General features: G+C 55.2%; 14 protein-coding genes. 5 read left to right on the plus strand and 9 right to left on the minus strand.

From position 1 onward, the window contains the following. Positions 1 to 14: 14 nt before the first annotated feature. From HF984_RS05345 to HF984_RS05355, 3 genes are read right to left on the minus strand one after another with little or no spacing between them, the layout of a single operon-like run. On the minus strand, positions 15 to 1142 hold the full coding sequence (locus tag HF984_RS05345) for a histidinol-phosphate transaminase (protein WP_168614651.1): 1128 nt from the start codon (positions 1140 to 1142) through the stop codon (positions 15 to 17). A gap of 41 nt (positions 1143 to 1183) precedes the next feature. Further along, positions 1184 to 3190 carry an alpha/beta hydrolase gene (locus tag HF984_RS05350; RefSeq protein WP_168614652.1) on the minus strand — a complete coding sequence of 669 codons (2007 nt, stop codon included), beginning with the start codon at positions 3188 to 3190 and terminating at the stop codon, positions 1184 to 1186. Positions 3191 to 3229: 39 nt separating this feature from the next. Beyond that, the gene (locus tag HF984_RS05355; protein WP_168614653.1) at positions 3230 to 3757 is read right to left on the minus strand and encodes a hypothetical protein; all 528 of its coding nucleotides are present in this window, start codon (positions 3755 to 3757) and stop codon (positions 3230 to 3232) included. A 206-nt stretch (positions 3758 to 3963) separates the two neighbouring features. On the opposite strand from HF984_RS05355, the gene purB reads away from it, so the two are divergent. Both purB and HF984_RS05365 read left to right on the plus strand, forming a co-directional pair. Next, positions 3964 to 5406, plus strand: a complete 1443-nt coding sequence (purB, locus tag HF984_RS05360; protein WP_168614654.1) for an adenylosuccinate lyase — start codon at positions 3964 to 3966, stop codon at positions 5404 to 5406. A gap of 88 nt (positions 5407 to 5494) precedes the next feature. Continuing rightward, on the plus strand, positions 5495 to 6382 hold the full coding sequence (locus tag HF984_RS05365) for a hypothetical protein (RefSeq protein ID WP_168614655.1): 888 nt from the start codon (positions 5495 to 5497) through the stop codon (positions 6380 to 6382). 134 nt (positions 6383 to 6516) lie between these two features. Here HF984_RS05365 and HF984_RS05370 read toward each other — a convergent pair whose 3' ends face one another. Next, positions 6517 to 7281, minus strand: coding sequence for a di- and tripeptidase (locus tag HF984_RS05370; protein WP_168614656.1), 765 nt, complete (start codon positions 7279 to 7281; stop codon positions 6517 to 6519). Positions 7282 to 7640: 359 nt separating this feature from the next. Between HF984_RS05370 and HF984_RS05375 the strand changes: the two genes are divergently transcribed. From HF984_RS05375 to HF984_RS05385, 3 genes are read left to right on the plus strand one after another with little or no spacing between them, the layout of a single operon-like run. After that, positions 7641 to 7835: a hypothetical protein gene (locus HF984_RS05375; protein WP_168614657.1), complete on the plus strand. Its 195-nt coding sequence runs from the start codon at positions 7641 to 7643 to the stop codon at positions 7833 to 7835. Further along, entirely contained in the window at positions 7810 to 8295 is a 486-nt protein-coding gene (locus HF984_RS05380; protein WP_168614658.1) for an EamA family transporter, read from the plus strand. Before HF984_RS05375 ends, HF984_RS05380 begins: the two co-directional genes overlap by 26 nt. Beyond that, a complete protein-coding gene (locus tag HF984_RS05385) occupies positions 8295 to 8681 on the plus strand; it encodes a DMT family transporter (protein ID WP_168614659.1) in 387 nt (128 codons plus the stop codon). The genes HF984_RS05380 and HF984_RS05385 overlap by 1 nt, the downstream gene beginning before the upstream one ends. Before the next feature lie 109 nt (positions 8682 to 8790). Here the strand turns inward: HF984_RS05385 and HF984_RS05390 are convergent, their stop codons facing one another. The 5 genes from HF984_RS05390 to HF984_RS05410 all read right to left on the minus strand — a co-directional run bounded on the left by HF984_RS05390 (position 8791) and on the right by HF984_RS05410 (position 12478). Further along, positions 8791 to 9564: a hypothetical protein gene (locus HF984_RS05390; protein WP_168614660.1), complete on the minus strand. Its 774-nt coding sequence runs from the start codon at positions 9562 to 9564 to the stop codon at positions 8791 to 8793. Between the two features lie 38 nt (positions 9565 to 9602). Further along, entirely contained in the window at positions 9603 to 10403 is an 801-nt protein-coding gene (locus HF984_RS05395; protein WP_168614661.1) for a spermidine synthase, read from the minus strand. Between the two features lie 26 nt (positions 10404 to 10429). Then, positions 10430 to 11374: a cation diffusion facilitator family transporter gene (locus tag HF984_RS05400; RefSeq protein ID WP_168614662.1), complete on the minus strand. Its 945-nt coding sequence runs from the start codon at positions 11372 to 11374 to the stop codon at positions 10430 to 10432. Positions 11375 to 11392: 18 nt separating this feature from the next. Next, complete coding sequence (locus HF984_RS05405) at positions 11393 to 11713, minus strand: acylphosphatase (protein WP_168614663.1); 321 nt, start codon at positions 11711 to 11713, stop codon at positions 11393 to 11395. 84 nt (positions 11714 to 11797) lie between these two features. Continuing rightward, positions 11798 to 12478, minus strand: a complete 681-nt coding sequence (locus tag HF984_RS05410; RefSeq protein WP_168614664.1) for an SDR family oxidoreductase — start codon at positions 12476 to 12478, stop codon at positions 11798 to 11800. Positions 12479 to 12488 lie beyond the last annotated feature (10 nt).

Genomic DNA, 12488 nt, shown 5'->3' on the forward strand with positions numbered 1-12488 from the left:
GCTACAGCTAGCTTCTAGTTTGCTGAGATAAATTCTTCGCAGACTTGAAGCAATCGCGCGTTAGCTTCGTCTTCGCCAACGCTCACGCGCACGCCCTCGGTGCCGAAAGCACGAACGCTCAGGGCATTCGCATCGGCGAGTGCACTGAATTCAGGGGTGCGCTCCCCCAGCGGTAGCCACACAAAGTTCGCTCGCGTTTTAGGAACGTCATAGCCTAGTTCCTTCAAACGTTTCACCATTTTTTCTCGCTCTTCCACCAGATGCTCAACGCGGTTCATAACCTCGTCACTGTGATCGATGGACGCAATTGCTGCTCGCTCTGCAAGGCGGCTAACAGCAAAGGGGGTAGCGCCTACGCGCAGGTGCTGAGTGAGCTCGGGATGCGAGATTGAGTAGCCAACGCGCAGGCCTGCCAGCCCCTGTGCCTTAGAGAAGGTGCGCAGAATAACCACGTTGTTGTAGTCAGGGTAAACATCCAGGCCGTTAACGGGGGGCTGCTCGTTCGCATCAAGGGGTGAGACAGCGCAGAATTCAAAGTATGCCTCGTCAATAACAACAACGACGTTCTTGGGCACCTTCACCAAGAATTTGCGCACCTGGTCTTCGGTGAGAGCGGGGCCGGTGGGATTGTTGGGGGTGCACAGCAGAATGACGCGGGTGCGGTCGGTAATAGCCGCTGCCATCGCATCCAAGTCGTGTGAACCATCTGCCAGGTTAGGAATCTGCACGCTCTTAGCGCCCGCCAGACCTACCACAATGGGGTATGCCTCAAAGGAGCGCCACGCGTAAATGACCTCGTCCTGAGTGCCGTCGGGGTTGCCACCAGCAAAGGTTGCCATCATCTGCTGAAGGGCGCCCAAGCTACCGGCACCTGTCACGATATCTTCGGCATCTACACCTAACTGCTCTGAAAGCTTGGTGCGAAGCTCGGTAGAGAGAGGGTCGGGGTAACGGTGCACCTGGTCAAAGCTAGAGAGAACCTCGGCAACAGAAGCTACAGGTCCGAACGGGTTTTCGTTGGAAGAAAGTTTGTACTGTTCGAGGCCCTCTACCTTAGCGGCGGGCTTGCCAGCAGAATATGCCGGAAGCTGGCTGAAGACAGGGCGCGGCTGAGGGGCAGGTGAATGTGGATTCTGAGTCATAACTTTGATTGTAAGTCTTTCAAGAGTGTTGTGCGCAACATTTATGACGCTGGTGCGGGAGTTGGGGGTCGCGTCGGAGTATTCCACGCTGCCCACCACGAGTCGGCCGGAACATCGCAATTCATAGCGATAGGTGCCCCCGCATCCACTCGTGGCTTAGGCAGGCTATCGGCAATCTCTTCAGATACTTTATCGCCGGTAAACCGCAGGGTTTCTTGAACGTTGTATGCCTTGAGCACCTGCTGAGTTTCAGGCGCGGCGTCCTCAAGCCCGTCGTTATCTTCAGTGATAAGGTCAAACCCAGTAGAAACTTCTCCTACGATACCGCTTGTTTTATCAACCTTTCCTTGAAAATCTTTGAGCTTTTCAATGCCTGAGTCCAGAGAGACGGCAGGTTCCTGGTGAGGGTTTGCGTATGCTGACGAGGTACCTTCCATTTTCTCTTTGGCATCTGCTTTTATTTCATCGGCATGAAAATTCACCGCTGAATCAGCACCGTACTGAACGGATTGGTCTGCAACCGATAGACCCACCTCTACTCGACGGTTACGAACGCTTTCTGGCGTGGAGTGCACCGGCATCGTGCTACCGGCGGTCAGTGAGGACGCTGACGACGCTGCCGCGCCGGTAAGAAAAGGTCGCGCATCCTGCATCCGTCCGGCAACCAGCGAACTATCGGGGTTTTCAACCGCCGCGATGTACTGACTCATGTCGTGAGCTTCCACGGGGTTAAAGGTGGTTTCTTCTATCGAGTCAACGTAGATCATGCGGTCATCAGTGCCATTTTCATGTTCGGCGCTGTTGCCCTGCAGAATAGGAACGGAGTCATCGACCTGACGAATTTCTGTGTAGGTTGTACCGGGTGCCCTATGCATGCTGCCGGTTGGGCCGCCAAAACCGTAGACCTGTTGCACCTTATATTTTTGGCTGAGAAAAGGACTGGATGCGGCGTTGAAAGCAGCCATCGCACCCTGGCTATGCCCCACCATCATGAGCGATGTTCCCGGATCAATCCCTGCCTGACGCAGTGCCTGCTCAATGAGTTGGGTGCTGGCAAAAGCGTCCTCGTAGGTGGTTCCGGTGTCCATTTGGGTGTGTTGAATAGTTTGTTCGGTTCCTAATACCTCACCTTTCACAGGTGCTGAACCGAAGTCAGTGCCCGGTAAGTACACCACGACTTTGATTTCTCCGGTGGCGCTATCGACAACTTTTTGAAGACCGATGCTCGAGTACATTTCTATAGCGCCGTGTTCTGCTTGGAAGGTATCAAACTTCTCTGCGGCGTTACTGGTGAGCTGCAAATTACGGGCTAATACGGCAGGGTCGTTGAGATCGGTTTCGTATTCTTTACCAAGGACGCTGGGGTCTACCGCTTGAGCGTGATCGAGTGTGCCATAGGAGCCAGCTTTACGCAGAATCTCATCGGTCGTTTGAGTAAGGTCATCAACTTCGTGACCAAAGATTGTTTCGAGATTATTCTTCAGGCGTCGATTAGCGAAGGCGCCGCCGTTGAGTTTGGTATCTAGGTAATAACCGAACCCAAACATTGCCACGGCTGTTGTATAGCCAATTCCCGCAATCTCAGGGTGCCCAGCTTCAGACAAATGTCCTGACGTCGCATAGAGGGCATAGGCCCCCACATACGTGTACTGCCCAATATGGCGCTTAATGTACTCTTGCTCGCTCAGCAACGTGCGGTCAAGTACGTACGTGGTTTCTTCCGTTGAAAGGTGATGACCGAACAGGCTATTGAGCAGGTGATTAGCGGCTTCTTCGGCACGCTGATAATTATCACTGGCAAACTGCACGCTACGGGCAGTAGCAGTTACCGCAGCCCCATCGGCACCGATTGCCGCACCAATCTCCCCGAGATCCACAAGAGTCTGCGCGCCGCATCCTGAAGAATCTGCCGCAGCAAGCGGGGCAAAACGGGCGGCGATACTGACCAAAGAAAAAACGACGTTATCGTACTCAGAACAGGCCTGACACAAGGAACGGGAGCACTGTTCTAAATCTTCTGTCACGATACGGATGCTAGTGAGCGTCACGGTGGTTCTTTCTTCACAAATCTGTCATTACACGGTGCGCTAGCGCACCATACGTTCGGCGGCGAGAATAAGCGGGCTCGCCATCAAGTCATCTAGTGCCCCTTGTGCGGCGGTGACGCTGGCATCTAAAAAGACGTCGGCGACTTCTTCGATGAGGTTGTTAGAGGCAACAGCGTCAATGGTTGCATCTACCGTCTGCCCTACAGCTGCAATCATGGCCGCCAGCTCTTCAAGCCGCTGAGCAACTGCGGCGCCCGTGGCGGTCACCTCAGCCTGTATATTTTCAAGACGACGCTGAAATCCTGCGTTTGCGGCCCAGTGATTTTGCACGGCTTTGAGGTAAAGGTCGGCCGTGCGAGACTGCCATTGTGGCTGGGTACTGTGCGCTATAGACGTTTCAGCCCGGTGCAAGGCAAGGCACTGGATGCGAAGATCGGCGCAGATAGATTCGGCGTAATCACGCACATCCTGCGCCAAGGCACGAACTTTCTCAGCCGCGCCGGATGCCGCAGATGAGCCCATTCCCGATGCGGACGCGTGCTGCAAGGCGAGGTGAAGCAAAGACATGGTGTGGTTCTTTCGGTCGAAATATAGATACAACAACGAACGATGTCTTTACCGTAAAACCAAGCATTCGCGTAGCCAAGAGAAACAGCTAAATCTGTGGATAAGCCCCCTCTTTTCGTCCTTATCCACAGGTTTTTATGTCAGATTTTCGCTATCCACAGGCTCGGGGGTGAGCTTGCACAACGCTTCATGTCACAATAGAAACTATGTCTCACAGCGATAACAACACTTTGCCCTCAGGCCGCATTTCTTTGGCCTCCGCCGACATTGCACTTGGTGCTCTCGACGGCCGCTACAAGTCAGCAACTGCTCCCCTCGTCGACTACCTCTCAGAGGCAGCGCTCAACCGCGACCGCGTCCACGTTGAAATTGAATGGTTCATCTACCTGTGCAACAACGAGGTTCTGCCCGGTCTCAAGCCGTTGACCGATGAGCAGCAGGCTGGCTTGCGCGCCATCGTCACTGATTTCAACGAAGATTCCATCAAAGAACTGGCTGAGATTGAGGCCGTTACCGTTCACGATGTGAAGGCTGTTGAATACTACATTGGTAACCGCCTTGAAGGCCTGGGTTTGGCTCACCTCAAGCCCCTGGTTCACTTTGGCTGCACCTCAGAAGACATCAACAACCTCTCTTACGCGCTGGGTATTAAGGACGCTGTCACCAACGTCTGGTTGCCTGCGGCCCGCGCTTTGGTTGAGCAGATTATGAAGCTTGCCGAAGAAGCACGCGAGGTTCCCATGCTTTCTCGCACCCACGGTCAGCCTGCTACCCCCTCAACTCTGGGCAAGGAGCTGGCCGTCTTCGCGTACCGTTTGAACCGTCAGATTAAGCACATTGAAAACACCGAGTTCTTGGGCAAGATTAACGGTGCAACCGGTACTTACTCCGCTCACATGGTTTCAGTGCCCGGCGCTGACTGGCAGAAGGTTTCAGAAGAATTTGTGACCGGTTTGGGCTTGGATTGGAACCCGCTGACCACCCAGATTGAAAACCACGACTGGCAGGCAGAGCTCTACTCATCCATCGCGCACTTCAACCAGGTATTGCACAACCTCTGCACCGATGTTTGGAGCTACATCTCCATCCGCTTCTTCCGTCAGATTCCTGTGGCTGGCGCAACCGGCTCATCCACCATGCCGCACAAGGTCAACCCCATCCGTTTTGAGAACGCTGAGGCTAACCTCGAGATCTCCAACTCACTGCTGAACACCTTGGGTGCAACCCTGATTCAGTCACGTTGGCAGCGCGACCTTACCGACTCGTCCTCGCAGCGCAACATCGGTGTAGCGTTTGGTCACTCCGTGCTGGCGATTTCAAACGTTATCAAGGGTCTTGAGCGTCTTGATATCGCGGCTGATGTTATCGCTGAAGACCTGGATCAGAACTGGGAAGTTCTTGCTGAGGCTATTCAGATGGTCATGCGCGCCGAGGCAATCGCTGGCGTTGAGGGTATGGAAAACCCCTACGAGCGCCTGAAAGAACTCACCCGCGGCCACCGTGTGGACGCTGCTCGTCTGAAGGAATTTGTTGCTGAGCTGGGTCTCTCACAGGATGCTGAGAAGCGACTGAGCGAGCTCACCCCGCACACCTACATCGGTCTAGCACCGCAGCTGCTCGGTTACGCGACTGAGCGTTACGCAAAGTAACTAGCGTCCTGCCTAAAGCGCAGTGAACCCCTGTTTTGGCTCAAGACAGGGGTTCAACTGCGCTTTAGGCACTAGGTACACTAAAACCATGAGCCAGACACCTCCCGATCAGTCACGAGAGTCCCTCGCGCAGCGTCGCATCCGCAAGCTCCGTGCGTCCTACCCCGCCGAAACTCCCGCGCAAGTTGCGCAGCGCCTCGGTGAACTCTTTATCCGTGACTTCGTACTGGTCGGCGGTGCCAGTGCCAGTGCGCAAGAGTTGACGCCGGGTGCCTTAGGACGCCTCACCAGCAACCCTAAAATTGCGATGGCAACCCGCGCGGCGGCGCACCTGGGCAACGCCGGTCAGAAAATTTCGCAGGCAGATGCTGCAGCGCGTCAAGGAGTCGATACCGCTGCTCATGTTGGCTCAGCGCAAAGTGTCAAAGCCTACGTTCACGGCCTGGCTCTTCTACACGGCATGTCCGTTACAGACAGCACGGACGCCGCTCAACAAATACTCGGTACAGATATCAACGAGTTACTCACCACTATCGATGTTCAAGAGCGCAAAGGCGCCCCTTCGGTGAACGTCTTTGGCGCGGTTGGGGTGTTTGCCGCCCGCAACCCTAAAACCACGGTGCTGGTGAAAGCCGGCGAACAAATCGCGCGGGCCGGTGGCGCCGTCGCGTCCACTACTAAAGCTCGCAAGGAATTCGCCCAGCAGATCATCAAACAGGCGCATGAAAATCTAGGTGATTTTCCTGCTGAATTCCCAGCGAAAGATGAAATTACAAAAAATGGGCAGGACACGGCAACCCACGCCATCCCAGCCACCGGCGATACCGCACCTTCAGCGGAGCCAGCACCTATTGATTCCTCACACCTTGAAACCAGTGAGAGCTTTGACCCTCAAACCGCCACAGGTGCCCACGCTGCCGGTGCTCGTTTTGCGGCAAAAGCCTTTATGAAAGCATCCAGCCGCTTCAGAAAATAACACCCTACAGCAATGAGAAAACCACCCAGAGCACACAAAAATCCCGTTGCGCCCCTCAGTAAGGGAGCAACGGGATTTTTCTCAACGCTAGAAAACTAGCCGTAATAGCTTACGCAGTTACTTCGCCTGCGGGCTTATCTGACGTTTGCGTTATCTACAAACTTGGGTGCACGGTTTGAGACAGCCTCGGGGAATACTGCCGGAGGAGTACCGAATGCCTTCTCAACTTCTTCAACAACCTTCTTGCCCAAGGCGAGGTTAGCGCCGCCGCCAACCACTGCACCGATGCCGAAGGGCAGCGCGCGTCCGAGCAAAGCACCGGACTGCTTGGTCAAGGAGCGCTTGATGAACATGTTGCGGATGGTGCGTTCAACGCTGAACAGCTTACCGTCGTCCTTGCTACCCTTGCCCATCATCATGCCCCACTTGTTAGTGATGCCGCTGGACTTGGTGCTCTGCGCCATCAGTGAGCTCATGAGGTTTGAGCCGTCTTCGCCCAGCATGAGAGCCATAACCATCATGCGCCCCTTTACAGGGTCGTCAACGTGCACGCCGTGTAGCTCTGCCATTGCCTGAGCGTAGATTGCGGTGCGCTCAAGGTAGCCACCCACTGCAAGGAATGAGAGAACAACAGAAGTTGCGGTACCGATACCGGGAACAAATGCTGATGCACCCACAGCGCCACCACCCACGGTGATATCGCGCAGGTAGGTCTTCTCTAGACGCTCCGCGATCTGTGCGGGAGTTTCGTTAGGGTACTTTTCGTGAAGCTTCTTCACTATACCGATGACGAGCGGACGCTGAAGACGCAACACATTGTCTAGGACCTTGGTGACAGCCGGCTTGGGCTGACCATTTTCGTCGAAAGCATTTTTTGCATCAAAAAAGTTGTTAAACATACTTACCAGTGAACCACTTTCTTGCTCGTAAGCTACAGAGGACGCGTTCAATGTACGCCAACAGCACATTGAAGCTATTTACATATAAGACGGTGAAAGCGCTATAGGCGTCACTGTAAATACAAATTTTTTCAAAAAACAGAACGCTCAAAAAACGAGGCTGTGTGAGCCACCTAAACAGGCAGGGCGAGTATACTCACATTTTCACAAACTCCACCTCTGACGTGGGGAAACTATCATTTCAGGCAGCTGCTTAGGCTCGTCCCCTTAACTAGTTTGTATAGACCAGTTGTTTTCTCTACCCCTATTCGATATAAAAACTTGTCGCCGCTTGCCCCCCCCCCGCGAAAAGGAGCTATATGTCGCCCACTTCAGCGCACGCATCCAAGAGCGATCTTGGCACTGGCGTCGTCTTAATTTTGATCGTATGTATCTCCGTGCAGTTTGGTGCAGCCTTCGCTGTGCACCTGTTCCCTGCACTCGGCCCGTGGGGGCACCAGTGGCCTGCGCATCGGAGTAGCAGCGCTAGTGACGGTGTGTGCGGTTCGCCCTAAATTTTGGAAGTGGACGCGCGAGCAGTGGATGTCATCTATCGTCCTCGGTCTAGCCCTGGGCATGATGAATGGCGTGTTTTACAGTTCCTTGGCTAAGCTCCCGCTGGGTTTGGCGGTGGCTTTTGAGTTTGTGGGCCCGCTCGTTCTCGCGATTGTTTTGTCGCGTCGCGCTATCGACGCTGTCTGGATCTCTCTTGCCGTTGTGGGTATGGCCTTGCTCGGCCTCGATAGCCGCTCTGAAGGCATTAACGTTTACGGCATTTTTCTCGCCTTACTGGCGGGCTTTTTCTGGGCTTGCTACATTCTTGCCAGCGAGAAAGTTGGACGCGTCTTTCACGACGCCGAAGGGCTGTCAGTTGGTCTGGTGGTGGCTTTGCTCGTCACTTTGCCGTTGGGCGCAAAGGGTGCGACGGTTGCTTTCACCGACATCCATCTGCTGGGGCGGTCATTACAGGCCTAATGTCGTCGCTCGTACCTTCAGTACTTGAGCTTGACGCGCTGCGCCGTATGCCGCGTAACGTCTTCAGTATTCTGCTTTCGCTCGAACCTGTTTTCGCGGCTCTGGGTGGAATGCTTCTGTTGCACCAGTCAACCGGCGCAATCCGCTGGGCAGCCATCGCAATCCTCGTGGCAGCGTCCGTGGGCGTTACACTCACGCACCGCACCAAGTCCGCTGAGGCTGAGTTCGATGATAACGAGATGATGCTCGAATCCATGCCCGCTACCGGTGCAATTCCGATTATTATTCAGCACCCGCAAGAAACCGAGATTGAAGAACACGATTCTCTTGCAGATCATGCCCATATCGAACTCGATGAGCAGGTAGAAGAAGAACGCATCCGGTAGTCGCTGAGCCGTTGTATTGCAAGAAAGGACGCTGGCGGTGTAGGTATCTACATCGCCAGCGTCCTGCCTTAGTAAGCCCACGCCGTCGCAGATTTACGGTCATCACCTTCTAGAAAGTCTGAATACCTGCGCGGCTATAGTGCGCGCCGTGCCCGCTTTCGGTATCGGTCAGCGTCATGCCATCCTCTTCACTTTTGAGGGTGAATTGTCCGTAGTAGACAGTGGTGCCATAGGGGATTGTTTGGCCTTTGTATTCACCGTCAATCACTGATAGCGGAGCCTCTGCTCGCTTCGTATCAAAAACGTTGCCCTGGGTATCCACCCCGTAGGACCACCCTCGAAGACCGTCAGTGTCACCATTAGTTTGAGCATTTTTGAGGGCCTGCCCGCTGAGTGACATTACTGAACACTGGGCAGACTTAGAAAAGATTTCGCAACCGATATTGCCGGTAGGGCTCAGGGCTGTGGCAACTTGCTTATTTTCACCCAGTTCTCGCGGAGTAAGTTCGCTGGCTCCTGCGGGAATTCCCGCTGCCTTTTCACCGCTTGCAGTTGTCCCGTTGGGTGCATTGGTCGGGCGCGTGTTGCCCGGTTTAGTGGGCGCAGGGGTGGTGGGAATATTAGTTTCGGTCACCGTGGGTTTTTTCACGGTGTGGCTGGGCGTGGGAGTTGGCGTTGCGCTTGCGCTGGTAGTTGCGCTAGCGGTCGTTGATGGGGTCGCAGATGCGCTGGGACTAGCGGAGTTGCTGGACGATGATGCCGCGCTCGCCGCTGCACTGGACGCCGGTGCCTCGGGCGCAGGAGCGGTTTCTTCGGTTCCGCCGCAGGCGGTCACCAGGGCAAGCAGGGTCAATGCGGTCAAAGAGTACGAGAAGCGCTTCATGCTTTGATTCTACGTTTAGCACTCTGTCGCAAGCGAGCTTAAGCGCGTAAATCTTCGATTAAGTCTTGCACCTCGTGGGTGTCGAGCACTGCCGCGGGATGCGGTCCTGCGCCCAGCAAATGTGCACGAGTCTCGTCGGTGAGCGGCTGGTCGGTGGCAACGAGCACGAGGTTTCCGGCGTTCTTACCGGTGAGCATATCGGTGGGAGCCAGGCACCAGACGTGTTCGTACACATTGAGCAGTGATTGCGCTTGCGCAGTAAAGAACGTCAGTCCGGCATCATCACCGACGTTGACGATCAAAGCACCGCCGGGTGCCAGCACGTCTTTGATTTCACTGTAGTAGGACTGTTCGGCTAGGTGCTCGGGTGCGCTCCATCCCGAGAAGATATCGAGAATGATGGCATTCACCGCTTCAGTTCCGAGGCGGGCAGGTAGCTCGCCGGTGGCGGCACGCGCATCGTCAATAATTACCTGGCAGTTAGTACCGGAAGGTAGCGGCAGGTACTCCATGACCAGTGAAGGCAACTCGCGTTCAATATCTACCGCAATTTGGGCAGAGCCGGGGCGAGTTGCCTGAATATAGCGCACCAGTGTAAAGGCACCGGCGCCCAAATGGGCAGCTGTAATTGTCTCGCCTGCAGGTGCCAGCACATCAATCACGTTGCCAATACGCCTGAGGTACTCATAGAAGATATAGGAGGGGTCGCTCAAATCAACGTGCGACTGCTCCGCTCCCCCGATTTCAAGCACATAGCCGCGGTCGCTAAATCCGTCGGGAAGAATGCGAGCGCTTGCCCCGGATACGGAGAGCTGTACGGTTTTGGAAAATTCGCTCACGGGCGTCCTTTCGGCTCAAGAAGAAGTTAGGGCAGGTTGTGGTAGTGCTCGCCGCGGTACATGCTCACGGGCTCCAGCTGGAAGGTGGAGTGTTTGATGCTGATTTCAAAGTGCTCGGCAACGCAGTGGTGTAGGTCTTTGAGAATCTCTACAGAGTGGCCGTCGTGAAAGCAGGTGTCGTCAAGAATCACGTGCGCGGTGAGAACGGGCAGGTCCGATGAAATCTGGCTGACGTGAAGATCGTGCACTTCAATCACGTGCTCGTTTTTATCTTCAATGTGCTTTTTGAGCGCGTTCACGTCAATACAGGCAGGCGTATTTTCCATGAGGACGCTGGCGGTTTCGCGAAAGAGCGTGATGGTGCGCGGAATAATGAGCGCGCCGATGAATAGCGCCAGTACGGTGTCGATAAAGCTCCAGCCGGTGTAGCGTAGCACCAGTGCGCCGATAATGACCGCCACGGAACCCAGCGCATCGTTAGCAACCTCAAGAAAGGCCGCGCGCATGTTGAAGTTGGTGCGGTCGCCGCCGAGCAGAATCACCAGCATCAGCACGTTACCCACCAGGCCTATAACGCCGAAGGTAAGAAGCTCGCGACCGGGAATTTCAGGGGTTGTAAAGAGACGCTGTACGGCTTCAATCAGCACGAAAACGCCAACCGCTAGCAGGGCAGCTGACTGGAAGATGGCAGAGAGTACCTCTATGCGCTTCCAGCCCCAGGTACGACGCGGGTTAGCCGGACGCCGCGCCAGCACGGCGGCGACCAGCGCGATCACTAGACCCAACGAGTCCGTGAAAACGTGCACGGTATCAACAAGCAAGGCTAGCGAGCCTGTGACTAGTGCACCGATGCACTGAGCCACCAGTACCGCCACCGCAACAGCGCATGCGAGTGCTAAACGCGGCAGGTTATTGGTATTGTGCGAGTGGTCATGCCCAGAATGTGAGTGCCCTGCGTGGCTGTGTCCCATTGAGTGCGCGGTCCTTTCTTAGTAGGTGCCAAATCCTTTGTATGATCCGGTGGGCTGGGTGATTTCAGCATCCACGTTCTCAACGTGACCGGCTGTGTTACCCGACTCGAAGATGGTCTGCAGTTTTTCGCATGACTCGCGAGAGCCCTGCGCTACGACCTCAACATCACCGTTATCAAGATTCTTAGCGTACCCTACGAGCCCCAAAGTCTTGGCCTCACCGGCGGTCCACCAGCGGAAGCCAACGCCCTGCACGCGTCCTGAAATGGTCGCATTCAGCTGAGCCTCGCGAGGGCCGGGTTCTACTTTTTCGCCGTTGAACATATCGAAAAATCCCATTCTTACTCCTTGCATATAAAGAACGCGCGGTACTTCCTGCGTCTAGGGCAAGTGTACCGCGCGTGATGCTTGTGGTCAGTAGTTTTACTGCAAGCTGGTGGTATCGGGGGCGGTGCCGAATGCCTCGGTCACCTCGGTATCACCGCTACCAAACGCGATTGCTTTACCCGCTGTGGTTGCGTCATTAACGGACGCTACGATAGCTGCAGCAACGGTCGCACGCGGAGTCTTCATCTGCTCTTCGCTCAAATCGTGGCCGATGGTGACGCCGCCTACAGCGTCCTCCGTCAGATGGCCGGGGCCCAGAATAGTGAAATCTAGCGAGCTTGCGCGCAGGTGATCATCGGCATCTGCCTTGGACTGTGCGTAGGCGTAGAAAGAATTATCTTCGGGAACGCCGTGGTTCTGGCCTGCGCCGTTGTAGGACACCATGATGTAGCGCTGCGCACCGGATGCCTGCGCCGCGTCCATAGAACGAATAGCGGCATCGCGATCCACTGCGTAGGTGCGTTCGGGGTCGCCGCCACCTGCGCCTGCACTCCACACCACAGTGTCGATGTTGCGTTCGGTTAACAACTCGCTGATGTCATCAGTGCTGAGCTGCTGAATATCTGCGACAATCGCGTTCGCGCCGGTTTTCTCAACCTCTGCGCGGTGTTCCGGGTTGCGGATAATCGCGTGCACCTCGTGGCCGGCCTCAACGAGCAGGGGCTCAGCCAGCAAAGCAACTTTGCCGTGACCGCCAATAATAGCAATACGATTCATGATTTCTTTT

The sequence above is a fragment of the Rothia terrae genome, assembly GCF_012396615.1.
In the GTDB taxonomy this organism is placed as follows: Bacteria; Actinomycetota; Actinomycetes; order Actinomycetales; family Micrococcaceae; genus Rothia; species Rothia terrae.